This window comes from Psychrobacter halodurans, assembly GCF_017498075.1.
Lineage (GTDB): Bacteria > Pseudomonadota > Gammaproteobacteria > Pseudomonadales > Moraxellaceae > Psychrobacter > Psychrobacter celer.
In genome coordinates, this window is sequence record NZ_JAGBKN010000010.1 from 42,467 (window position 1) to 66,831 (window position 24,365).

Genomic DNA, 24,365 nt, shown 5'->3' on the forward strand with positions numbered 1-24,365 from the left:
CCTCGTTAGTAAGATATTGAACGATTGGTCAAAATCAATCTTAAAAGTCACAATAACGAGAATATACAAGGATAAAATTATGCAAGCAGCTTACAATCAAAAACTACTTTCTGGCACCAAGTTTCCTGAGATACAGGTACAGCTGTATAACGGCGAGATGCAGTCATTGGGGAAACCAGCCCATGGCCATGATTGGAAACTGGTCGTCATTTATCGCGGTCAGCATTGTCCGATGTGTACCAAATACCTCAACGAGCTTGAGAGCAGAAAAGCGTCTTTTTATAAGACAGGTGTCGATATCATTGCGGTATCTGGCGACAGTAAAGAACAGCTAGAAAGCCATTTTGACGATATAGATATCGATTTTCCGATCGCTTATGGTTTGAGTGTTGAGCAAATGAAAACGCTGGGGCTTTATATCTCTGACCCGCGCTCAGAAAACGAAACCGATCATCCGTTTGCTGAGCCTGGTATCTACGTGGTCAATGACAAAGGGGATATCCAAGTCGTGGACATCTCAAACAATCCTTTTGTAAGACCCGATCTTGAAACACTTGCAGAAGGTTTGGCGTTTATCAGAGATAAAGATTATCCTATTCGTGGTACTCATGATTATTAATAGTGATTAATAATTACGCGTCATAAGTTATAAACGTATTGACTGGTCAATAAATAGCGCGCTAAGGACATCTTTAGCGCGCTATTTTTATACTCTTTTAAGTATCAAGTTATCGTTTTGTCTCTCTATACTATGAATACGTAAGCCTAGCTCTAGCCTAAAGCCAAGGTGTGTTAACCTCTTGTGAATCAAATCTTATAATAATAATGAGTTAAGAGGAAAGACTGCGGTATGGCCAAGTACAATAACACAATCTCGCGCGACCTTTATAGCCCTCCCAATTATCAGCGCAACAAGCCACCAAACAGCCACGTTCAAGTCCGAGGCGCACGTGTGCATAATCTAAAAAACGTCGACGTTGATTTGCCACGTGATGCGCTGGTGGTGTTTACGGGTATATCAGGCTCAGGCAAGTCATCGCTGGCGTTTGGGACTTTGTTCGCCGAATCACAGCGCCGTTATCTCGATTCGGTGTCGCCGTATGCAAGGCGTCTGATCGATCAAGTGGACGAGCCAGATGTCGATGCCATAGAAGGCCTGCCACCCGCAGTCGCCTTACAGCAGCAGCGGGGCACGCCCTCTGTACGCTCCTCCGTTGGTAGTGTCACGACCATATCGAACGGCCTGCGGATGTTGTACTCACGAGCTGGCGAGTACCCGGCAGATCAAGAGATGCTCTACGCCGATGCATTCTCGCCCAATACCCCAGAGGGGGCGTGCCCGATGTGTTCGGGTATTGGCCGAGTGTTTGATGTAACCGAAGAGTTGATGGTACCTGATGGTAGCAAGTCCATTCGTGAGAGGGCGATTGCGTCATGGCCCGGTGCTTGGCAAGGACAAAACTTGAGCCGGATATTGACCACGCTTGGCTATGATATCGATACGCCGTGGCACAAATTGCCCAAAAAGTCTCGCGATTGGATCTTATATACTGATGAGACGCCAACAGTCCCCGTCTATCCTGAATACAACCTTGAGCAAACGCGTGCTGCGATTGAAAAAGGTGAAAAGCCCAACTATATGGGCACGTATATCAGCGCCAAAAACTTTATTTTAAATGCCTTTACCACCACGCAAAGCCCACGGGTCAAAAAACGGGTTTCGCAGTTTATGCAAATATCTGTATGCCCAGAATGTCATGGCAAAAAGCTCAAAAAAGAATCGCTATCAGTAACGTTTGCAGGGCTGGATATCGGCGAGCTGTCACAGCTTACCTTAACCGATCTGGCGTTAACGCTGCAAAAAACAGCGCATGCAAAAATCAAAGATGACACCCCCAACCGCGAAAAAGCCATCGTCGCACAGCGGATCGCTAGCGATATATTAGCGCGTGTTGAAGCACTAACGAGACTGGGCTTGGGTTACTTGTCGCTTGAGCGCACCACGCCGACATTATCGCCAGGGGAGTTGCAGCGTCTAAGATTAGCCACGCAAATACGCTCGCAGCTGTTTGGTGTGGTGTATGTGCTTGATGAGCCCTCCGCTGGTCTGCATCCCGCTGACACGCAGGCACTTCTGGGGGCATTGGATGAGCTCATCGCCGCTGGCAATTCAGTGTTTGTCGTCGAGCATGATGTGAGCGTCATCCGTCATGCCGATTGGGTGGTCGATGTCGGGCCTAAGGCGGGCACGCATGGCGGCGAAATTGTCTATAGCGGCCCGGTAGAGGGTTTGCGTCAGGTTGCTGCATCAAAAACCGCACAATATCTCTTTACCGATAAAGAGACGGCGCACAAAAAACCGCTTAGAAAACCTAGCGCTTGGCTACAGCTTGCTGATATAGAGCGCAATAACATCCAAGGGTTAAGTATTGCGTTTCCGCTAGGGGTGATGACCTGTGTCACTGGCGTATCGGGATCAGGCAAATCGAGCTTGGTCAGTCAGGCGCTAGTCGAGCTGGTTAATGAAGCCTTAGGGAAAGAAGTGGTTACCCAAGCCGCAACTGATGAAGCGGATTTGTTAGAGCAGGAGTTTGAGACGGTCACTAAAGGCCAAATTATTTCTGGTATGGACAAAGTCAGCCGCCTTATTGATATCAATCAAAAAGCCATTGGTCGTACGCCGCGCTCAAACCTTGCCACCTATACAGGGCTGTTCGATGATGTCCGTAAATTATTTGCAGCAACGGCGAAGGCCAAAGCATGCGGTTATGATGCGGGACGTTTTTCCTTTAACACGCCAAAGGGTCGCTGCCCCAACTGTGAAGGTCTAGGGTTTGTCAGTGTCGAACTGTTATTTTTGCCGAGTGTTTATGCGCCTTGCCAAGTCTGTCACGGTCAGCGCTATGATAATGACACGCTGGCAATCACTTATCGAAATAAAAACATCGCTGAAGTGCTGGATCTCACGGTAGAAGCCGCTTATACGTTTTTTGATGGAGAAGTCTCGATATTACGTGCTTTAGATGCTCTCTTGCAAGTTGGTCTTGGCTACTTGCGTCTGGGGCAGCCAGCGACTGAACTGTCGGGCGGCGAGGCGCAGCGTATCAAGCTTGCCACCGAGCTACAACGTACCCAGCGTGGCGATACGCTTTATCTCCTTGATGAGCCGACCACTGGCCTACATCCTGCCGATGTGTCGATGCTGATGGCGCAATTGGACGCGCTCGTCGAGGCAGGCAATACCGTCATTATGGTTGAACACGATATGCAAGTGGCCAGCAATAGCGACTGGATTATCGATATTGGCCCAGGGGCAGGGGATGCAGGCGGGCAAGTCGTTGCTCAAGGTATACCTGAGGATGTGGCAACATCAAAGACCAGCCAAACTGCACCGTTTTTATTGATATAGTGTTAATTGGCGCAGTATTATCATCATTGCATATCGTTTAACGTTAAGGAAAATCAATATGTTCGAGATAATAAAAGACTGGCGTGAGCAGCGCATACTAGACAACAGTGAATTTACCGAGGCTGACTGGAGCCAAGCTGCCAAGCGCATTGTGATACTTGATAGACTAAATGAGGACGAAAGGAGCCGTCTGTTTGAGCTGGCGACGTTATTCTTAGATGACAAGTCGATTACCGGTGCGCAGGGTTTTGAGATTACCGATAAAGTCATACTGTCTATTGCCTTGCAGGCCTGCCTACCGATTTTAAACCTTGGGCTGGAATGGTACAAAGGCTGGTCGTCTATTATCATCTATCCTGGCTCGTACAAAAGCCAGGCTAAAACAGTAGATGAGTTTGGCATTATCCATGAGGGTGCTCAACATCGTAGCGGAGAGGCATGGCTGCGTGGCCCTGTCATTCTGTCATGGAAGGACGCCAAACACTCAGGCGAGCGCGATGGTCACAACGTCGTCATTCATGAGTTTGTGCACAAGCTCGATATGTTAAATGGTAGCGCCAATGGCTTTCCGCCCATGCAGCCTGATATGGATCCGACGCGCTGGACTGAGATTATGAGCCGTGATTTTGAAGATTTTCAAAAACATCGCAAGTCAGGACTGGATCGCTATGGCGCGACCAACCCAGCGGAGTTCTTTGCGGTGCTTAGCGAAGTGTTTTTTGAGACCCCGCAAAAGCTGATAGACGCTTATCCTGATATTTATGACATTATGGTGAAGTTTTTTCAGCAAACACCGCTGTAGTCTTTATAGCAAAACCGTAAGTCATAGGTGTACTCATCCTATCAATATAAACAGCAAAACGCGCATAAAAAAGCCATATATCACCTACGATGTATGGCTTTTTTATGCGTAAAACCTCTCTCAGATTTTAATGACTCGATAAGATAAAACATGCCTTGGATGATGTTTTTGATAATAAATGTGCACTCACAGTCAAAAACCCTGCACTGTCAGCCAATCTATTTGCTAAAAACCCCGCTATAGTAAAAAAGCTTAGTCATTAGGATGGATGACAGCCAGACAAAGAATGAGGGTTTTTCAGTGTTATAGGCCACATTGGCCGTGCACAGCCGTTCATATCTTTTATTACTTATCAGACAGGGAGTCTCACATGAGCAACGCTCACACTTCAATTGATCCTATTACCTTGTCCGTCGTACGTGGTGCCCTAGAAACGGCACAGCGTGAGATGACAACCACCTTAGAAAAAACCGCCCGCTCTAGTGTCTTCAACCTAGCTCACGATTACAGCAACGCTTTGTTTGATCATCTGCCTGAGATGATTTTGCAGGGGCAGGATATTCCTATCCATCTAGGCTCACTCATGCCAGCCATGAAAGCCGTTGCCGAATATTATGGTGATGACATCCACGAAGGCGATGTCATTTATCACAACGATCCAGTGATGATGGGCAGTCATATCCTAGATTGCTGTATGTACAAGCCTGTCTTCTATAAGGGCGAGTTGGTGTTTTGGACCGTGTGTAAAGGTCACGTCACGGATATTGGCGGCCCAGTACCAGCAGGCTACAACCCAGATGCTAAAGAAATCTATGCTGAAGGCTTACGTATCCCGCCCATCAAAATCTGGGAAAAGGGCGTCAAACGTCATGACGTTATCAATTTAATTCACAGCAATATGCGCTCTCGTCGCAACCAAGAAGGCGATCTCAATGCCCAGTTTGGCGCTTGTGCGGTCGGTGAGCGTAACATGATTGCGCTGCTAGACAAGTATGGCGTCGAGACCGTACGGGCGGCAATCGAAGAGCTAAAAAACATGGCGGATACCCATATGCGCTCATTGATCTCATCTATCCCAGATGGTCAGTATCATGGCGAGGCGGTGCTAGAGGACTCCGGGCATGGTCTGGGCGACTTGACCATCAGCGCCGATATTGAGATCACAGACAGCGATGTACATATCAAGATTACCAGCCCGCCGCAAGTGCCTTACTTCATCAACTCTTATGCAGGCAACTCGATGTCTGGTGTGCTGCTGGGGCTGATGATGTTTGCGCAAGTAGATCCGCCGTACAACGAAGGGTTGTACCGCTGTGTCACGGTGGACTTGGGCGAGCATGGCACCCTGTGTAATGCCAAAGAGCCAGCCCCACATGTCAACTGTACCACCACGCCGATGGAAACCTTAACCGATGCGGTGCGTATGGCCTTTGAAGATGCTGCCCCAGATCGGGTGATCGCCTCTTGGGGTCATGCTTCTGGCATCAATATCTCAGGTATCGACCCAAAGACGGGCGAGCAATACGTCACTATGATTTTAGCTTCGATCATCTCTGGTGCTGGCGCGACTCAGCAAATGGACGGCTGGCATGCTTGCGGCCCCTTATGCTGCTTTGGTGCGTTAAGCTCAGGTGATATCGAGCTACTTGAGTATCAATATCCTATCTTGATTCATAAATATGGTCTGGCAGAAGACAGTGGCGGCGCAGGCGAGTATCGCGGCGGCTGTGGCACGGTATGGGAAGTTGAGCCATTGGGTCATGAGATGACGGTAGTCGCCTTTGGTGAAGGCCGTGAGCATCCAACGATGGGGGCCGCTGGTGCGGAGCAAATCTCACCCGAGCTTAAATTAGGACGCTTAGAGATTATCCATAAGGGCGGTGTCACTGACTTATATAAGCAAAATACCGTGACTGAGATTCAGCCTGGTGATCGGGCGCGTAATACCAATCCTGGTGGTGGCGGCTACGGTAGCTCATTTGCACGCTCGATACCCGCAGTATTAAAAGATGTAGAAGAAAGAATCATATCAGTAGCAGCGGCTAAGACTGAGTACGGGGTGGTTATTGACCCACAAACGCTGACAGTTCATGAAGCAGAGACGGACGCTTTACGTCGTCATTTGCAGCGCCAGCAGTTGAAGCTAACAGCATAAAATTATAAACCACCTAATATTAAATAACTTGAGTTAAGGATAACTTATGAAAAATGATTTTCGAATTGGCGTTGATGCTGGCGGGACGTTTACTGACTTTGTACTGGCCGAAAAAACAGGCGATGTACATCTATTTAAGGCACCATCCACGCCAGAAGATGGCACATTAGCCATCGCCAATGGATTGCAGCAAATTGCTGACCAGTTTGACCGTCCTATTGAGGATATTATCCAAGCCTGCGACCTATGTATCAACGGTACCACTGTGGCACTCAACGCCCTGATTCAGATGAAGGGGGTAAAAGTCGGGCTGTTATGCACCGCAGGCCACGAAGACAGTATCGAGATACGCTTAGGGCATAAAGAAGAAGGGCATCGCTATGATGCCAGCTATCCGCCAGCACCGCAGATAGCCACTCGTGACTGCCGGCTACCGATACGCGGCCGTATCTTAGCCGATGGTACCGAGCATGAGCCGCTAAATGAGCAAGACGTCCTCGATGCGATCAAAGTATTGAAAGAAAAAGACGTCAAGGCAGTGGCCATCTCTTTTGTCTGGTCTATTCGCAATACCCAGCATGAGCAGCGCGCAAAGCAGCTGATCGAGCAGCATATGCCAGGCGTATTTGTCTGCTGTGGCAGCGATGTCTATCCGCAGATCAAAGAATACACCCGCACTTCAACGACGCTAGTCAATGCTTATCTAAGCCCTGTTATGGCCTCTTATGTGCATAAGATTGATGATTATTTTAAGGCGCTCGGGGCAGAGCAGCCCGTTCGCTATTTTCAATCAAACGGCGGGCTTGCGGTTGGCGAGATTATGCGTGAGCGGGCAGTCAATGCCATCAACTCAGGGCCAGCGTCAGCGCCGCAAGCAGGTCTGTATATCGCCAGTCCGTTTGGTATTGACGATATCATCACCGTCGATATGGGCGGTACCTCTTTTGATATCACCATGGCAAAGTCAGGCAGAACCAGCCTCAATCGTGATATAGACTTTTTGCGCAACCGTATTGGCGTGCCGATGATTCATGTCGAGACCTTGGGTGCAGGTGGCGGCTCTATCGGTCATGTCAATACTTTTGGTATGCTTGAGGTCGGCCCGCAGAGTGCAGGCGCAACCCCTGGGCCGGCGTGTTATGGCAAAGGCGGGGAGCAGCCCACGGTGACCGATGCCAATTTGGTATTGGGTTATCTGCAGCCCAATGCGGTGTTGGGCGGTAGTGTGACCTTGGATAAAGACAAAGCGCTGCAAGCGGTACAGACCCACATCGCTGATCCACTGAAGATTGATCTGGCGCATGCCGCCTTTGGCATCAGCGCCATCGTCAACCAAAACATGTCTAATGCCATTCGCCGTATTACCATTGAAAAGGGCTATGACCCTCGTGACTTTGCCCTTGTCTGTGCAGGCGGCGCTGGTGGTATGCATATTATTGCGCTGGCCGAAGAGATGGGTATCGGTACTATCTTAATTCCTAAGATTGCGTCTTGCTTGTGCGCCTTTGGTCAAATTATCTCTGATATTAAATACAACTACTTGGCGACGCAAATGATGATTTTAGCGCCAGAGGCAAATCTTCAAGGTCTAAATGCTACTTTACAAGGTCTTGAAGAAGAGGGCGTGCAAAAGTTACTAGAAGACGGCTTTACCGATGAAGACATCTCTATCGAGCGTACCATGGAGATGCGCTACGTCGGTCAGGTGCATGAGTGTAATGTACTGATACCCAACGGCAAGCTCGATGCTGAAAGCGTAAATACTATCTTAGAGTCATTTCACCAGCGTCACAAGGAGCTATATACCTATGATGAGCGTGATAGTAAAGTCGAGCTGGTCAATATCGAGGTGGCGGTGATTGGCAAAATCAGTAAACCGAAGCTGCCGACGCTTGCGCCTCAGCAGGGGGGTATCAGCCAAGCCCAAATCGGCCATCGTGAGATGCTGTTTGACCAGTCTTATGATTGGATCAACACACCTATCTACGATGGTGAGCAGTTCGGAGCTGGCGCAATCGTCACAGGTCCTGCGCTTATCCAAGAGCCAACCACCACCGTGGTCATCAAGGATGGCTGGCAAGCCCAGCTGCACGAAACAGGTACCTATAAACTCACCCGTGCTGCATAAAACATAAGGCTAACTTTCTTTTAACTTTCTTTTAGTATTTTTTAACATTAGTAAAGGCATCAAGTATTGAACTGGGTTCAGTACTTGATGCCTTTTTGGCTGTATTTATAATATAAAATAGGATCCTTCATTATTAGCTGCTAGGATAGCAGTACAGTTGTATACCAAATATTGAGTGTTCAAGGATGAATGCAAACCGTCAACCAGATAACCTTTCACGCTGGCATGAGCATACCGGCCCAGTCTCATCGCATCTGAATCCTCTTGCAAGCACGCTTGATGCCGCTATAGCACCTTCTTTGTTGCCCATGCTCTCTACGTCAGCAGATAGCGCCTCTCAAGCGCAGACGAGCCTAAATGCCTTTGACTGGAAGCGCACCATTAATGACACCTATTTTGATCTAAACGTGAGCTTTCGGCAGCCCAATAAGTTTTTAGGGTTTTTGCAGCATGCCAAGCTGCTCGATATCGGTGTCTCGCATTATCATGCCAATACCGTATACTATGATCGTGGTGCCCAAAGTGCTGATTACGATGACAGTATTTTAATCACGTTTCCGCTGACAGGTGATGTGCGCTTTATTCAAAAAAAACGCTCACTGAGCGCCAAACGTGGCCAGTTTTTTATTGAGCTGTCCAACTTACCTTATGAGTTTTATCATCTGTATGAGGCGTCATTGTATGTGATAAAAGTACCGTTAGCCTTACTGTCGGCGCAAATACCTACTATAGAGCGGCAGTTTGCCCGCAGCTTGTCTATCGATGAAGGTGCAGGCAGGTTACTGGTGTTTCAGATGAAGCAAATTTTGACGCTAATTCATCATCAAAAGCTGGCTGATTTGGAGATAAAGATACTAGAGCAGCAGCTGCTAAACCTGATTGTCTTGACATTAAGCGCACCCAAAGAAGTGATGATGAGTGAGATGTCAGCGATACAGTCTGTGCATCTCAAACGTATCGAGCATTATGTGAATTTAAATTTAGCAAACCCTGATTTGAGCCCAAAAACTGTCGCTGCAGCTTGTCATATCTCTGTTAGATACTTGCACAAGCTTTTTGCTGAGCTACCTTATAGCTTTTCAGAGTGGGTCAAGATGCTGCGTTTAAAGCAGGCCAATCATATTTTAAAATCAAAGAGCTATGTCACCATTGAAGAGGTCGCTCATAGGGTCGGGTATGGCGATCAAAGTTACTTTTCTCGCATTTATAAACAATATTTTGGTTATTCGCCTCGAGATACGCCCAGCACGGGATAACAAGGTATTGTCAATTGCTCTGCATCTGTTCTAAAGCGAGTCGACCATACAAGCTTTAAAATACATATAAAAAATATGAATATACGGATAAAATTACCGCAAAAAAGGGCAGGGCACCATGATTGAGCGTCAGTATCCTGCTGTTTTAGCTGCTATTTGCTTATAAATGCACTAAATCGTCCACTGGTCAGTGATAACAGCTACCAGATAGCGTTTACCTTGATAGTCATCAAACACCAAGCGCAATGCCCGCCAGTCTAAGCCGCTGTACTCATCACTACCTTTATAGTAAAACTCAACGACATCAGAGTTTTGATATATCTCTTTTAAGTTGTTGATACTGTTGCCGCTTTTTTGAAACTCGTTGATGCTAAGGGCAGCATCATTAAAGGTTTTGGCCTTTACCCAAGTGTCTAAGTATTCTGGTAGCGGTATGATTAATGGCTCACCAATGCCGTCACGCTCACCCCAAGTAAAGCGAATCTTTGAGTCTTGTAAATATTGTGCATACTGTTTACGGCTAAAGACTTTATCAGAGTCAGGGCGCACATAGGCATACATGGAGAAACGCACACCACGAGTTGGATGAATGTCTTTGGTGATTCTGGCATAGTCGTTATTGGCAAGTGCACGCTGGATACGTAACGCTTGCTGTCTGAGCGTTTGCTGGCTCATGTCTGTGGTTATGGGGGTGTTGGTGGATTGCGCCGATGCATTTACAGTGGACTCAGCTGAGGATTGACAGCCTGTTGCTGCCAATACAAAGGCGAACATACCACCTGTCATTATCGAAAAATAAGGGGTCTTCAACGCTGCAAATAGGGTCATATTATGTCCTTATGATAGCCGTTACTGGGAGCATGCAAAGCGACAATCGTTAATCATCTCAACCTGAATGATACGATAAGACAGCACAGTCCTCATATGGGTGTGATGTAATGGTTAATATCTATTTGTGTAAAAAAATAGGATAAATTGACCCATGCAGATTACTAAATCATTGATACCCATGCTGATATCGCTCGCAGCAGGATTTGCGACGTTTGCTCATGCAGCAAGTAATGTTACAAAGAGTAATACGACAACAGGCGTGCAGACATATAACGCGCAAAAATTACAAACCATTCGCCATATGTATGAGCAAGACATCCGTAATGAAGGGATGGATAATCCAGTCGTCCTGCAACAATACGCCAATACAGCGCTGCAAAACGCCATGCAGTTAGAGCAAACATATTTTGAGACAGCGCAAATGTCTTGTCATGTGGGTTACGATGTACTATGGAACTCACAGGATCCTGATTATCAGCAAGACACGCAGTTTGCTATCACCGATAAAGGGCTGGTTAAAGTCAGCTTGGCACAAGGCGGCGATGTCTATTATGATTTGACTTGTAATAATAAAAATTGCCAAGTGGCAGACGTGATATTAACTGATCAAGGAAAATCGCTGCGTGAGCACTTGCTAAAAGCCTGCCGTTAGTTTGAGAAAAGTATGGTAATGGATTGGTGACGGATTGATGATTTGCTGGGATTATCAAAAAAAGTAAAGAGGGTTTCTGGTGTTGAGTCGGTAAAATAATATCGTCGAATCACTGAATCAATATGTATAAAAAAGACGTATAAAAAGCTTATCGGTAACCTATTAAAAGCATTGGTTTGTTTTCGCATAATGTATATTATGTTAAAGGGACGGTACCCGATGATAAGTTCATGGGATTATAATTATATGATTAATCTTTATCAAGATTGGTTGATGATTGATTAATTCTCATATGTACTAACTATTCATAAAGTCATCTTTATTACCACTAATACAGTTACTAGCTGAGCTATCTTAAGGAATCAATGTACAGAGCTATCACTGATCCTATTGTATATGTAATCGAGCTTAACGTATTAAACCATGTCGCTAGTTAACCTATTTGATGAACTTGTTCTACTCATCATTGCTAAGTTTACTACCTTCATCCTGCACAATAAGCCCTTTGAATAATCTGTCATTCCTAATTATCGCCTAATAACCAAATCACTCATCAATCGATTGTTGATAGCTTAGCCGACTTCCTTATTAATACGAATGTGCTTGAACTACGTTAGGTACAGAAGTATTCGTCACCAAGTGACAATCAGCTCAAAATAAAAGCAACAACCTTTCTGAATGCCTATTACTCTATATCATTGATAAGCACGCATACAAGCTCTGACAATGCGCCTACTTGGCATCTCAGTAGGTCCAATCTAGACACACCTTATAGCTGCTATTATCGTAGCTAACTACGTCGTAATACGCTTTTACTTATAGTCATTAAAAAAGCATTCCAGATTAGTGAAACATTCATTGGTCTTTTCACCATCTCTCGTTCTTCCTGAGATATCTTAATCTAAAGCATTGAGTTGATACCTTCCAAATTTGCACAGAACAGTACTATCACCCTGATTAAGGTATTCTGTGCAAGTACAGGAGCACGGTTTTTCGTGCAAGTATGTCGAAGGACTCTATTGGCAATAGCAAACAGCACTCTTACTTTTAATCTATGTGAAGTTTATTCCTTCAAACGCCATATATATTAACAAAAAAATAGCTTACTCCTTCCTTCTGCACTATAATATAATTATCCCCAACCCTCACTTGGGGATAATTAAGTGTTAAAACCTTTATTACATAAGGTTTTTCTAAAAAAATTAGCGAACACCAGTGTCCATAGCAGTGTCCAATAATATTCCATGCTGCTTTCCTTAACTTGATAAACCTACTGAAAAATTGCTCTGGACCTCAGCATATAGATATTAGATCAATAATCATAACTCATTTACCTTAGAGAAATTACGGATACACATCATGACTATCAATAATGCAAACGATATCAATAAGCTTGAATGCCGAGACAAGGATTATTCGGTCAGTGTCTCAGGTGTGACTGGTTTAAGTCTGCGTATTTATCCAAATGGTAAAAAGGAATACTACTTGCGATATTCCCATCCACATATCGAGGGCAAACGCCCTAGGATGATGTTAGGTAAGATTGAGGAGATCAGTTTACATGAAGTTAAGTATAAAGCAGAAGCCATCCTTAATACGATCGCAAAAGGTTCTGACCCTAAAGCTATCCAGCAAAAAGAGCAAACTAATAAGTATACTCACCTAAAAAATGCTACGTTTTCTGACATTGCCCAAGCATGGCGAGAACACAAAACATCAGGTCACAATCAAGGCAAATCTAAAAAACCGTCATTTAGTGAGTCAACCCTCAAGTTTTGGGATTTATGTCTGGGATATATGTGTCGTGAAATTGGCGACTTGAGAATGGACGATATCACCAGCGAGATGATACTGAGTGTGTGTGAGTCAATTCAGAATAATGACAATCAAGCGACTTTCGTTGGTGCAAGCACTCGTTTATATACTGAAAAAGTCTTTTCGTTTGCTGTTGCTCGAGGGTTGTGCGATAGAAATGTGGCGATTGACACCCGAGGTGAGCTTGCACCTGCCAGCTCAGGCAATCACTTACCAGCCATTACCAAGCCTGATCAGTTTGCAACCCTTCTAAATGACATGTCCAATTTTAAAGGTGCAAGTAAAATCACATTGGAGGCAATGAATCTACTACCATATGTCTTCGTACGTAGTATCGATTTGCGCTCTATGCGCTGGCAAGATATAGATTGGGATAATAAACTGTGGGCGTTCTCTCCTACTAAAGGCGAAGGCCGTGAGGATATGGTATCGCACTTAGTTGTGCCTTTAGCAAGTCAAGTAATTGAACGCTTACGAAGAATACAAGTAATCACAGGTCATAAAGAATATGTATTTGCATCACTGCGTGCCTCAAGCAATAACTATATTAGTAAAGCGACTCTAGTACAGATATTCCATAGGCTTGGATACAAAGATATTCAATGCGCTCATGGATTCCGAGCATCGGCCAAAACCTTACTTATGGAACAACCTGAGCTACGTTATTCAGATATCGTGACTGAACTGCAATTAGGACATCGAATAAAGGATACACATGGTGGCGCTTATAACCGATTAGATGAAATTAATACCAGAGTACTAATGATGCAAAATTGGGCTGATTATATAGATGAACTAAGAAACTCTCCCAAAAAGAGATCTTAGGGTTTTTCATGAAAAACCTATGAGCTGTGAATACTCATTTAATCTTTCTCAATTAACTTTTGATCGGCAGAGTATTCAATAGTATCAGCTACATCGGGTTCAATAACACTTGGGATAAGCATTTTGCGAGGTTGGGTCATATACAAACCTGACCTTATATAATTTTGGACAGCTTTAGGGGCATTATTAAATAATTCCAATAAAGATCTATCATCTTTAGATACTCCATCGACACTACGTTTCCCTGTGACCACATAATGAATATCAAAACCTAGCTTTGATATTTCATAAAGGTATCTTGTGTCAGGACTGCGTTTACCTTTCTCATAATTAGACTGCGTTGGGATTGCTATCCCCGCAAAATCTGCCACTTCTTTTGCTTTAAACCCGAGTCGTAGACGTTCTTCAGCTAAAAAAATATTATTCAATTGATTAAGCCCCTAATTACAATAGTTAACTATACAGTTAATTTACAAAGCTGTATTATACCCTATAAACCCTAAATAACCTTCTAAGTCAATCATAACTTTATAACAGTATTCTTGCAAAAATTATCAATAATAATCTTTGAGCTGTAGGATCGAAGGGTGTTTGACAAATTGCACCTGATGCTCTCAATTCATATAAAAACTATATATAGCTGTCTCGAATAAGGATAGAGCCATATGTTTTTAGTTAGTCTAGTCAAACTATCTAACCCATCTAACAATCGAAGGTACATTTTGATTGATGAAGAAACACGCTCTCCATGTCTCTACCCTCTACTTTACGTCATGTCAAAATTGAGACTTAAAAGTCTTTCAACTCAACAGAGTAACTTAAACGCATTGAAATTTTGGTATGCTTTTTGGAAGGAAAAGTTTAACGAAAATTTTTGTTTATCGTTCTATAAAAGTAAATATAATGCTGAAATATTTATTGAAGAGATTGATAGTTTTTTTATATATCTTGAAAATAATAGCAAGCATGATGATGGTCTGATAAGAATAAAAAAACCATTAGAAGTAAACTACACTACAATATCAAAGAAAATACAAGATATTATAAAGTATCTAATATTTTTAATTGATAATTTTTTTAGAAGAGATGTTGAAGAAAGCAAATCAAAACATAGTTTCATTAGGAGACAAATACTAATTCTTCAAAATAAATCAGAGCAGTTTGCTAGAGTGTCTTCTAGTAATAGTAATGTGAAGCAGTTTAAAAGTTTAACTGAGCGTATGAAAGATAGTTTTCTTGAAATTGCTACGCCTTCTACTCCAGTCAATAGTAATCCTAAAAACGTCTTTAAAGATAGCGCAACTCAGTTTCGTAACTTTCTCATCGCCCGATTATTAATAAATTATGGGTTGAGAGTAGGTGAGCTACTACTGCTATCAATAAATTCAAGAACTTTAAATAGATATTCAGGCAATACGTCTTTAACTATAGAGGACACCCAAGATATCGAAGACTATAGATCACCTAAGCCTAGAATTAAAAATGAACAGTCAAAAAGAAGGATTGAAATTTCACGCGATGATTATAATCTAATATCTTATTATATTGAAAATTATCGACCTGATAATGCAAAGTCTGATTTATTATTTCTGTCCTTACAATATCCATTTCCTCCATTAAGCTACTCATCTATAAAGAAAATGTTCAATATATGGGATAAACAGTTTCGAGAATTATATCCAAATTATTACGACTCTAAGTACACTGATTCAATTGACAAGTTGAGTGCGCATGTCTGTCGTCATACCTGGGCTACGCTAATGCTAGAATACGCACATATTACAGCTATGAATAGTTCCTCTAGCCATGAGATTGCAATTAGTCAAGCAATAGAGAGTTTAAAAAAAGCTGGAGGTTGGAGTTCAAATAGCTTAATGGTAAGTAGATATGCTGATAGATATCTATCAGAGCGTGCTAACAGTACAAATATTAGTAGAATTAAAAATCATGGAAAAGTCTTATGAACCTATCTATTGAAACAAGCTATACGAATGAAATAACAACTGAAGAGTCAGTATTCTCAAATGAGCAGTTAGGTTTTATCGATGAAATAAGACTACCTAAAGTTGTACGATTCATACGTGCAGATAAATTTGATGATAAATTTCTAAATTCTTCAAAAGATGTTTGGGAATTTAAATACTCTGGAAATCTTGAAAGGATTTCATTTAAAGATATGAGTTGCGTAGAAGTAAAAATAACAAAGTTTCTGTTGATAAAGTATATATATAAAAACTCCCCCTCTCATCTAGGGGATAGGTTTAGAAATATAAGAAAGTTTTTTAAATATCTTAGTGGTGCTGAAAGAAGAATTAACTTCAAGGAGTCTAAGAATATTTTAATTAAATCAACTGATGATAATCAATTTTACTTTTCGATTAAATTTATTGTAACTACTTTTATTTTGGAAGGCTTCCCAGGATTTTCTATTGATGATGAATATGACCTAGAGGTAATAAAAAAACCTAATTCTACAAGAAGTAGTCTTTATTACGAAGAGTATGAAGATAATATAGACCTACCAACTATTAACATAATTCAAAAGGGGTTTATAGAGCTCAATCATATACTAAATACGGCGAAAAAAGATTCGATAAGCAAATCAGAGCTAAAAAATGCGTCAATATTAGCGTTAGCATTCACTACAGGTATGCGCCCTGTTCAAATGTCAAAGCTTTCAGCTGGAGACTTAAAAGAAGATATACCAGAAGATTCACTAGGTATAGCAAGATACAGCCTTTTGGTCCCTTATGCAAAACAAGCACGCTTTACGCACAAAAAAGTAGCTATAAAGTTACCAGAAGAAATTGCTTTTATCATACTTACCTATATTCATCGATTAAAACTATCAGATACAGATAAGCTATTCGAGTTAGGAGAAAAATCCGCTGTCACATGCTCAGAGGCTATTAACGATCAGCTATTTAAGTTTTCACCTGTCGAATATAGGACCCAAGTTTTAAGTGGAGATATACTTCAAATAAAATATTCGATGTCACAATTTAGACATCATGTTGGACATAGCATGGCAATGTCAGGAGCGAGTGCTGAAGAGATTGCCTACCTCCTAGGTCATTCAAGTCTTGTTGTTGCTAGGCATTATATATTTTCATCACCTGAAACTGCAATTATTAGAGCTAAAGCATTAGGAGAAAATGCTGCATACAAGCAAATGATAGCTATGTTTATGACAAGTACTATTGTTAAAAAATCTAAATGGTTAGGAAAAAAAGTTAGTGGCTTCGTTCATAAAGATTTTCATCATGAAATAGGGGGTTGTGCATATGATGATACCTGCCCATTCGAGCAAGTCAGGAATTGCTATGGATGCTTATATTTTCATCCATTTAAGGACAAAGATCATTCAGAAGTGCTAGAGAGCATACAGTCAGAAGTTAATGATATTATCACTATCGCTGACTCTACACAATGTTCCAGAAACCCTCTTTTATTAGTACACGAAGGTACAAAGTTTGAAATTGAGTCTGTGATAGCAAGATGTAGTTTAATGGAGGATATATAATGTCAAATAAAGCTTACCTCGATTTTATAAATGAGCAAAAAGATCACTTTAATCGACATTTATCCTCAGGCTTTAATCAAACGTGGAATGATATGTATTGGCAAGGTGGTAAGAAAGGATCTGGCTGGTTATACTGTAGAAGTAAGGACGTAAACTTAGTATTTAATGAAGGCAAACGATTAAAAGGTTTGCCTGCGTTTGATATCTCAGAAAATTTTTATGATTTCTTTAGATCAATATTAGTACTTAGTTATAGAAGATCTAACTCCAAAGCGTCACCGCAAAAACTTCATGCTGAACTATTAATTCTCAAACGTTGGTATTATTCTTTAGTTACTTTAACTGGCGACAACTCTCCACAAAGCTTGTGTACCGAAGTTTTGGTTAACGCTTTTGAAATTCAAGTTAAAAATAGTAATCCCAAAAGTCTACCTGATATTGCTGGTACATATTTGAGACTTCAAGAACTTATTAACAAGCACATGCACCTGAGTAAGAGATTAGAATTTGAAAATGATTATAACTATCTTAGTAGTGAAAATAGAACACCTAATGCAAGAAAGACGAAAGAACTAATAGATAAACTGGACATAGATGAAGATGAAGTTGACACAAAAAAACTTATATCGATTCAAACTTTTATTAATATCGCATCATTAAAGAGTTTATGTCAAACAAACAGTGAGAAGATATTATTAAACCTTTTAACTATTTTAATAGTTACTGGGTTTCGCTCGACTGAAGCAATTCTACTAAAGAAGGATTGTTTAATTAAAAAACCTTTGCTTGATCCTTCAAGTGGGAGCACCTTGAAGCATAATGGTATAGAACAGTATTCACTCGGTATTCGCTACTATGGTGCTAAAGGTGCTGGAGAGAGAATTCACTGGGTTGAACCTTCCTCTTCTAGCTTAATAGAAAGACTAGTTTTAGATACTATTGAGCTTACAGAAAAGCCTAGAAACACATTAAAATATTTAAGAAGTAAAAATTTAATTGATTTTCTACCTAAAGCTATTGACGATATCGAGTCAGATTTAATTGAGCTTGACGACTTGATGAACCTACTTTTCCACTTGAAAGAAAGTAAGCTAGGTCGTGCAGGACAAAGAGATATGGCTTTGAAATCCTTCAAGTCAGCGGGAGTGGTGCCAGATAAAGAGCTGCCTAGCGGTAAAGGTATTCTCAGATATTATTCCAAAAAAACTATTAATGAATTTATAAAATCACTATCAGATTATGATAAATCTAATCCGATAGACTATATTTTTAATTATGAAGGCAAACAAGAGGTTGTACCTTTTGAAGATCTCCTCTTTATACATGAATATAGATCAACCAACCTAAAAAGAAACTTCTACAACAAGACCAATATTATACCCTTGACTAATACTCTTATTAATGGTTTTTTAGGAGCTACAAGAAATATATCAGTATTTGAGAAGTTTGATCTCAAGGACAAAGATGACGTACACTCTAAAATTACAAGCCACATACCTAGACATAATATCAACACTTTTCTAGCAATTGCTGAAGTCTCAGAACATCTACAAGCAATGCTTATGGGTCGTACAAATCCCAGTCAAAATAAAAGTTATCAGCATCTTAGCTTACGACAAAAAACCTTCAAAGCTGATTTATCTTCTAAAAAAGCTGCGAGTAAAGTAGATTCGGTTACTTTGTCAGAACATAACGCTTTAATAAGTCAAGAGCCCCTTGTTAAAACTCCTATTGATACTCTGCTGGAAGATCTAAGTCTATATGCTTCTCCCGATCGATCATTAGAAAATAATATTAGAAGTAATTTACACACTTTTGATAACAAAGATGAAATAGCTGATTTTTTCAAACCTTTACCATCGGATGTTTTATTCAATGATTTTATCGAAGGTCTAGGTCAATCTTATCAGAACGAACTTATTAATAGTGAAGTTTTAGCTGACGAACTAATAAAGAGGCATGCTTATCTATACCCCCTACCCTTTGGTTCCTGTACGCGTAATATAGGGGCTAATGGGTGTCCGAAACGCTTAGCATGCCAAACAGGTAGTCCATGTAGCGATTTCACTGTTACAGGACGCTTGGGTGAATTAAACAATCTAATAGAAGTTAAAAAAAGCTTAATGGAACAGTATGAGTTTATTAGCAATAGCTATAGCATTTCGCATCCTAATAAGATTTTAGACAAGACTAAAAATCAATTACAAAATTTACAAACTATAGAAGATAAGATGATTGAACGACAGCAAGGGCTAACCAAAATTAGCATATATAAACATGATGAAGGCGTCAAAAGACTACCGATAACGATTAGCGAGTTATTTACGATAGAATATGATAAGTCTAAGAGTAAGGAGTTAATCTAATGTTGCAAGAGTGTATTGATAAACCAGCATTAAGAGGAAAAGAGTTAGATAAAGCTATTGAGTCTGAACTACAACTAATGCTTGATGAAGGATACGATATAAGTCCGATAACTCATAAGAAATTATATGATCGTTTGAAAGGTAAGGGATACATCAAGGGTAAGATAAGCACTCTAAGTTCACGTAAAGAACTAATTAGCAGATACATGACTGAACAAATAGAATCAAATGGATTTACTGAAAGAGAAAAGCAAGTCTATATTAATGGAAAAAGTAACAAAGCATTGCTAGAAAAGAATAAAAGACTTGAGAAACGTGTTCAAGAATTAGAATATCTACTAGATGCTAATACTGAAATCTTAATGAACATTATTCAAGAAGTGAAATTAAGGGGTAAAGTGGATATTGACTTATTACTTGCACCTCATTTACTTCGAAACTACAAAGTTAGTAAGTGAATATCGATAATTGATTAGTATAATTGAGCCCATCCCGATCGAGTAGCCTTTAAGTACTATCTATCCTCTTGTCTATTCAGGATATATTGTAGTTAAAGTTTATCAAGATAAGTAGAGGGTATTAATATCGCTCTCTTTCCTTAAGCGTGAGTCTTGATGGTAAAAAAGGCCTACATAGCATGTGTCTATCAGAAAGTGAAGCTGTTTGGCTTGTAATTTTTACTGATCGATAAAATCGCGCTGCACAAGATATCTTAAGTAGTCTCTTTTGATCAGGCAACTTTCAAGCCAATGTACCTAACCTAGTAGCCCAACAAACGTATAAAAGTAATCTATGTCAATTTATAATTAGATGGCTACTCTTAGTCGATTTATGGTTATTTTTTATGACCGTACTAATAAGTATGTAATCTAAATAACAGTTACACAGAATCTGGGATGGTCTCTGGGATTACACCATAAAGACTACCCCATTCAAGGAGTACAGTTTCACCCTGAATCATTTGCGACCGAAGGGGCTAAGCGCTTATTAGCTAACTTTTTGAATCAGGTATAAGTTCACTTAGCTTGATTCAAAAAACGAAAGACTCGTTAGATCATACTCTCCACTAACCTCGCCATCTTACCAGCCCCAAACGTTCCTAGCTGTTTCAATCCTGCCACCACCCTCTGAGGTTCTATATAAATCGCGAATACCTTTATCAAACGCCTCCCTACTCATTATTTGCTGCTCTATCCCATTTTAGCATCAGTCTTGTTTTTATCAATTTGAGAGCGGAACTATATTCTCTTAATAGCAGCTTTTAAGATTTTACAAGGACACACTATAACTACCGCCCACACCCCTATCTTTTGGCGCAATTCTAGAATGCCACATATAGAACTGCGTAAAGTCACGAATGGGCGCAAGGTTTGTTACAATCTTCATAGCCATACCCATCGGTATCTAGGCGCTATTACAGAGGGTACGAGCACTTTTATCTACCGCGATGATAGCTATCATGTCACAGAAGGTGATCTAGTACTGATGAATCCAGACTGGCCGCATGCCTGCAACCCAATCGAAAACCAACCTTGGGCTTATCTTATGCTCTATGTTGATACCGCGTGGCTAACGCAGTTGCGCTATGATGAAGGTTTATTACCACAATTGCGCTGGCAAGACATTAGTAATGCAGTTGTTACTAATAAACATTTATATCATGGTTACTGCACAATGGCGGCGACTCTTTTAAACGATAAGCACGAACTGCTCGGTAAGCAAGTCCAAGTAATCGAATAATTAACTGCGCTTATACACACGCTTGATAGTCAAGAGTTGAAGATTGATAAACAGACGCCTGCCGCATTAAACGTATTAGCCGATTATTTGGATGAGCATTGCACTAAAGAGTTATCACTTGATGATTTATGTACATTGAGTGGCTATAGTGCCAGCCCCGAAGCTTTAGGCAGAACTTTTGCATGACGCCCCATGCTTATATTGTCAATAAACGCATTCAATACGGTCAGCAACAACTGAAAAAAGGGATATCTATTATCGAATATCGCAAATCCTCAACCAAGCACTAACGATATACAACTGCCTGCCAGCAACACGGCTAAAACTCGATATCCCCATTATTAGTATAAGCACCGATACTAGCGGCAGAAGCAATCCATGCTTTTGGATTGAGCCATTGCATCAAAAATCTGGTAAAAAACCTTGGTACTTTACCTGCCCCTGTCAGCCACTTCTCAAAATCTGGAAAAGTGACTAACAAAGCACTAAGGCCGTAACCTATAGCTAAAAACAAGATAACAAAAACGAGTGTCGCACTAGTGATAAAAACCAAGCCTTTGGATAAAGGATAGCGTGCACCACTACTGAGACCAACGATGTTTACAGGGCCAGGAGAGATAGAAGCGAGTAAGGCGAAGGCAGACATCGGTAAAATTAAGGATAAGCTCATGGCAATTTCTCAGTCAAAAAAACGAGTTTGCCCGAGAATTATATTTTTAAAGTTGCATTCTTCTATATATTATTTTTTATGTGAAAACTTAAAATATACAGGTTAAGTAAAGCTGTCTATCAGACTATCAGATTAATAATCTTACTAAGTTAGCATTTTGATTAATCGTTTCCTCATGAAGCTTAATTAATTTAAATGTGTATGAATCGAATTTTTAGCTCTACTCTCGCTTAGGACACCTGAGATAATATTAATTATAAGTCCTCATTATGCCCCTCTGGTACATACTTCAAAATATCGCCTGGTGTTACCTCTAGTACTTCACATAGTTTGCTCAAAGTATCAAACTCTATCCGAGTGGTTTGATCATTATAGATTCTATGTAAAGTAGATTTACTAATATCTGTTGTTCTAACCAAATCTGCTACTCGTAGTCTTCGCTCTGCTAAAAGAACGGGCAAGTTACACAAAATCACAATAAAGTCCTCACTGGTAAGCACTAAGTACTTCCCAGCGAGTACTTTTGTGCTAATATAGTACTCGTTAGAAAGTACTTAGTAGTTATAGGAAACCATTTAATACTAACTAGAAAGCTATTATGTCACAGACGTCTCTATCCACTCAAGAGTTGCCTTTAGTAATGTAGAGAGTAAAGAGTAAGCAAAAAAAATATTAATAATACTAAGGAGATTAACCGTGAAGTTTATCGATTATGATCAACTATGTAGTAAGTTTAAGCCTAAAGGTACTATCAGTGTAGACGCCAATATAATAGCCAATATGCTAATTCGTGAACATTGCCTCCAACAGGGAAATAATCTAGCCCAGTTTTTGAAAGTAGAACCCTTCTTTGATAACTACATGGCATTAAGAGTATGGGTGCAAAGACGACTAAAAGCTCAGGATGACTATATTATAGATGAAATGCATAATCAGCTTCAAATCGAGCTTTATACACTGTTACCGCAGTCATATAGCTATTAATCAGGAGAATTATTATGGGTATAAGGCTTGAGTTAGGTATGACGCAGAATGAAAGAGATAGAAAAATCTGCGAAGACTATTGGGCGTATGATAATAAAGGTGAGTTTATTAGACATATAAAATCACTTTGTAAACAATACAACCTTAGTTCTTATATATTATTTGAGACTATAGCAGAATGTTATGCTTGTTTGGATGATGTTCTCTGTGAATACTGCGGAACTGCTTGTCCAGTTGAAGTGCCAGCAGATGTACTTCATATGCGTTCGAAAATAAGTTGGTCTTGTACGGTTTGTGAAAATGCACTTTGGCGGGAACATAAAATCAATAAGTAACTGTTATTAGACTGTGCTTCTTTGCGAAATGTACTAGCCCTATTCCTGTACGTTTGGCATGCTACCGTTTAATTGCAGTTCTTAAATACGTTCGAACAAATAACAATAGATGAATCATATTTCATAGTCAAAGCACACTATTAGTTCTTTAAAAAATACGAATAGGAGTGTAATTAATAGAAGAGAAATCCACCTCAAGCTCTTTTGTGAAAAGCTCTTTGTAGGCATTTGCATCAAAACCTATAAATTCAATACCTCGGTCGCTTAGTGCTTTAAAAGCTTTACATACTGCCGAAATATAGATAGGAATCAAGTTCACATAAATCTGTTTGGTTGGATACCTTCCTTCTTTTGCATAAGCGGTAATTAGATCGAAACCAAGCTCATTTTTTACTTGATTAAGTAGTTTAAGCTTATCCTTGTCATTCATTCTGTCTACAAGGTAAGGCGAATCTAGCTTAGGATCGATTCTAGAATAAAAATCTTCTAGCTTATAGAAGTGTTTCATTACATGGAATGCATCAACTACCTCATGGCTGGCAAGTATAAACTCAGCACCAAGATATTTTTTATACCCATTATTTAGTCCGATGTCTTGATTCCAACTTTTAAATAATAAATGGTTTCGATGATGAACCGCATTTCTTAGCAGGATTAACAGGGCCGTATCTCCATGAGAAAAATAATCAAAATCGTCTTTTGTAACATCGTATAAACTATGGAATGCTTCTAGCTTTGCCTCGAAAGCACGATCCAAATTGTTGATAGCTTCCTCACTATCAATTAATTTTAATTTGTGGAACCTCATATGAGCCTCTCCATAGAGTCTCATAGAGTTCGCTAATTTGCTTAATGCTTGTTGCTTAATTTCCAT

20 protein-coding genes and 1 pseudogene are annotated in these 24,365 nt (G+C 40.7%); 16 read left to right on the forward strand and 5 right to left on the reverse strand.

Annotated features, from left to right (window positions below):
• Positions 1–79: 79 nt before the first annotated feature.
• From J3491_RS06265 to J3491_RS06290, 6 genes are all read left to right on the forward strand, one after another.
• A complete protein-coding gene (locus J3491_RS06265; RefSeq protein ID WP_100749620.1) occupies positions 80–619 on the forward strand; it encodes a redoxin domain-containing protein in 540 nt (179 codons plus the stop codon).
• Between the two features lie 231 nt (positions 620–850).
• Positions 851–3,409 (forward strand): excinuclease ABC subunit UvrA, encoded by a 2,559-nt coding sequence (gene uvrA, locus J3491_RS06270; protein ID WP_207969543.1) that lies wholly within the window; start codon positions 851–853, stop codon positions 3,407–3,409.
• Between the two features lie 58 nt (positions 3,410–3,467).
• On the forward strand, positions 3,468–4,211 hold the full coding sequence (locus J3491_RS06275; protein ID WP_207969544.1) for a M90 family metallopeptidase: 744 nt from the start codon (positions 3,468–3,470) through the stop codon (positions 4,209–4,211).
• A gap of 370 nt (positions 4,212–4,581) precedes the next feature.
• A complete protein-coding gene (gene capB / locus J3491_RS06280; protein WP_207969545.1) occupies positions 4,582–6,366 on the forward strand; it encodes a caprolactamase subunit beta in 1,785 nt (594 codons plus the stop codon).
• Between the two features lie 46 nt (positions 6,367–6,412).
• Complete coding sequence (capA, locus tag J3491_RS06285; protein ID WP_207969546.1) at positions 6,413–8,494, forward strand: caprolactamase subunit alpha; 2,082 nt, start codon at positions 6,413–6,415, stop codon at positions 8,492–8,494.
• Between the two features lie 185 nt (positions 8,495–8,679).
• Positions 8,680–9,750, forward strand: coding sequence for a helix-turn-helix transcriptional regulator (locus tag J3491_RS06290; protein WP_207969547.1), 1,071 nt, complete (start codon positions 8,680–8,682; stop codon positions 9,748–9,750).
• 171 nt (positions 9,751–9,921) lie between these two features.
• Here J3491_RS06290 and J3491_RS06295 read toward each other — a convergent pair whose 3' ends face one another.
• Positions 9,922–10,578 (reverse strand): hypothetical protein, encoded by a 657-nt coding sequence (locus tag J3491_RS06295; RefSeq protein ID WP_243456183.1) that lies wholly within the window; start codon positions 10,576–10,578, stop codon positions 9,922–9,924.
• 154 nt (positions 10,579–10,732) lie between these two features.
• Between J3491_RS06295 and J3491_RS06300 the strand changes: the two genes are divergently transcribed.
• Both J3491_RS06300 and J3491_RS06305 read left to right on the forward strand, forming a co-directional pair.
• The gene (locus J3491_RS06300; RefSeq protein ID WP_243456185.1) at positions 10,733–11,233 is read left to right on the forward strand and encodes a hypothetical protein; all 501 of its coding nucleotides are present in this window, start codon (positions 10,733–10,735) and stop codon (positions 11,231–11,233) included.
• 1,359 nt (positions 11,234–12,592) lie between these two features.
• A complete protein-coding gene (locus J3491_RS06305) occupies positions 12,593–13,873 on the forward strand; it encodes a tyrosine-type recombinase/integrase (protein ID WP_207969548.1) in 1,281 nt (426 codons plus the stop codon).
• 38 nt (positions 13,874–13,911) lie between these two features.
• On the opposite strand, the gene J3491_RS06310 is transcribed toward J3491_RS06305, so the two are convergent.
• Positions 13,912–14,301, reverse strand: a complete 390-nt coding sequence (locus J3491_RS06310; protein WP_207969549.1) for a helix-turn-helix domain-containing protein — start codon at positions 14,299–14,301, stop codon at positions 13,912–13,914.
• A gap of 294 nt (positions 14,302–14,595) precedes the next feature.
• On the opposite strand from J3491_RS06310, the gene J3491_RS06315 reads away from it, so the two are divergent.
• The 6 genes and pseudogenes from J3491_RS06315 (at position 14,596) to J3491_RS06340 (ending at position 21,502) form a co-directional block, all read left to right on the forward strand.
• Positions 14,596–15,837, forward strand: coding sequence for a site-specific integrase (locus J3491_RS06315; RefSeq protein WP_207969550.1), 1,242 nt, complete (start codon positions 14,596–14,598; stop codon positions 15,835–15,837).
• The gene (locus J3491_RS06320) at positions 15,834–17,396 is read left to right on the forward strand and encodes a site-specific integrase (RefSeq protein WP_207969551.1); all 1,563 of its coding nucleotides are present in this window, start codon (positions 15,834–15,836) and stop codon (positions 17,394–17,396) included. Before J3491_RS06315 ends, J3491_RS06320 begins: the two co-directional genes overlap by 4 nt.
• Entirely contained in the window at positions 17,396–19,762 is a 2,367-nt protein-coding gene (locus tag J3491_RS06325; protein WP_207969552.1) for a hypothetical protein, read from the forward strand. Before J3491_RS06320 ends, J3491_RS06325 begins: the two co-directional genes overlap by 1 nt.
• Positions 19,762–20,220: a hypothetical protein gene (locus J3491_RS06330; protein WP_207969553.1), complete on the forward strand. Its 459-nt coding sequence runs from the start codon at positions 19,762–19,764 to the stop codon at positions 20,218–20,220. The genes J3491_RS06325 and J3491_RS06330 overlap by 1 nt, the downstream gene beginning before the upstream one ends.
• A 445-nt stretch (positions 20,221–20,665) precedes the next feature.
• A pseudogene (locus tag J3491_RS06335) lies at positions 20,666–20,776 on the forward strand (glutamine amidotransferase-related protein); the annotation flags it as partial.
• Between the two features lie 312 nt (positions 20,777–21,088).
• Positions 21,089–21,502, forward strand: coding sequence for an AraC family ligand binding domain-containing protein (locus J3491_RS06340; RefSeq protein ID WP_207969554.1), 414 nt, complete (start codon positions 21,089–21,091; stop codon positions 21,500–21,502).
• 319 nt (positions 21,503–21,821) lie between these two features.
• On the opposite strand, the gene J3491_RS06345 is transcribed toward J3491_RS06340, so the two are convergent.
• Both J3491_RS06345 and J3491_RS06350 read right to left on the reverse strand, forming a co-directional pair.
• Positions 21,822–22,172 carry a hypothetical protein gene (locus J3491_RS06345; protein WP_207969555.1) on the reverse strand — a complete coding sequence of 117 codons (351 nt, stop codon included), beginning with the start codon at positions 22,170–22,172 and terminating at the stop codon, positions 21,822–21,824.
• A 254-nt stretch (positions 22,173–22,426) separates the two neighbouring features.
• Positions 22,427–22,648 carry a helix-turn-helix domain-containing protein gene (locus J3491_RS06350; RefSeq protein WP_207969556.1) on the reverse strand — a complete coding sequence of 74 codons (222 nt, stop codon included), beginning with the start codon at positions 22,646–22,648 and terminating at the stop codon, positions 22,427–22,429.
• A 220-nt stretch (positions 22,649–22,868) separates the two neighbouring features.
• Between J3491_RS06350 and J3491_RS06355 the strand changes: the two genes are divergently transcribed.
• Positions 22,869–23,156 (forward strand): hypothetical protein, encoded by a 288-nt coding sequence (locus J3491_RS06355; protein ID WP_207969557.1) that lies wholly within the window; start codon positions 22,869–22,871, stop codon positions 23,154–23,156.
• A gap of 38 nt (positions 23,157–23,194) precedes the next feature.
• Entirely contained in the window at positions 23,195–23,491 is a 297-nt protein-coding gene (locus J3491_RS06360; protein ID WP_243456187.1) for a hypothetical protein, read from the forward strand.
• A 148-nt stretch (positions 23,492–23,639) separates the two neighbouring features.
• Here J3491_RS06360 and J3491_RS06365 read toward each other — a convergent pair whose 3' ends face one another.
• Positions 23,640–24,365: a hypothetical protein gene (locus J3491_RS06365; protein ID WP_207969559.1), complete on the reverse strand. Its 726-nt coding sequence runs from the start codon at positions 24,363–24,365 to the stop codon at positions 23,640–23,642.

Excerpts from the sequence above, each read along its gene's own strand:
- J3491_RS06295 (WP_243456183.1), bottom strand. The coding sequence starts at position 10,578 with ATGACCCTATTTGCAGCGTTGAAGACCCCTTATTTTTCGATAATGACA.
- J3491_RS06305 (WP_207969548.1), top strand. The coding sequence starts at position 12,593 with ATGACTATCAATAATGCAAACGATATCAATAAGCTTGAATGCCGAGAC.
- capA (WP_207969546.1), top strand. The coding sequence starts at position 6,413 with ATGAAAAATGATTTTCGAATTGGCGTTGATGCTGGCGGGACGTTTACT.
- J3491_RS06290 (WP_207969547.1), top strand. The coding sequence starts at position 8,680 with ATGAATGCAAACCGTCAACCAGATAACCTTTCACGCTGGCATGAGCAT.
- J3491_RS06325 (WP_207969552.1), top strand. The coding sequence starts at position 17,396 with ATGTCAAATAAAGCTTACCTCGATTTTATAAATGAGCAAAAAGATCAC.
- capB (WP_207969545.1), top strand. The coding sequence starts at position 4,582 with ATGAGCAACGCTCACACTTCAATTGATCCTATTACCTTGTCCGTCGTA.
- J3491_RS06365 (WP_207969559.1), bottom strand. The coding sequence starts at position 24,365 with ATGGAAATTAAGCAACAAGCATTAAGCAAATTAGCGAACTCTATGAGA.
- J3491_RS06265 (WP_100749620.1), top strand. The coding sequence starts at position 80 with ATGCAAGCAGCTTACAATCAAAAACTACTTTCTGGCACCAAGTTTCCT.
- J3491_RS06340 (WP_207969554.1), top strand. The coding sequence starts at position 21,089 with ATGCCACATATAGAACTGCGTAAAGTCACGAATGGGCGCAAGGTTTGT.
- J3491_RS06360 (WP_243456187.1), top strand. The coding sequence starts at position 23,195 with ATGACGCAGAATGAAAGAGATAGAAAAATCTGCGAAGACTATTGGGCG.
- J3491_RS06320 (WP_207969551.1), top strand. The coding sequence starts at position 15,834 with ATGAACCTATCTATTGAAACAAGCTATACGAATGAAATAACAACTGAA.
- J3491_RS06275 (WP_207969544.1), top strand. The coding sequence starts at position 3,468 with ATGTTCGAGATAATAAAAGACTGGCGTGAGCAGCGCATACTAGACAAC.
- J3491_RS06330 (WP_207969553.1), top strand. The coding sequence starts at position 19,762 with ATGTTGCAAGAGTGTATTGATAAACCAGCATTAAGAGGAAAAGAGTTA.
- J3491_RS06300 (WP_243456185.1), top strand. The coding sequence starts at position 10,733 with ATGCAGATTACTAAATCATTGATACCCATGCTGATATCGCTCGCAGCA.
- J3491_RS06345 (WP_207969555.1), bottom strand. The coding sequence starts at position 22,172 with ATGAGCTTATCCTTAATTTTACCGATGTCTGCCTTCGCCTTACTCGCT.
- uvrA (WP_207969543.1), top strand. The coding sequence starts at position 851 with ATGGCCAAGTACAATAACACAATCTCGCGCGACCTTTATAGCCCTCCC.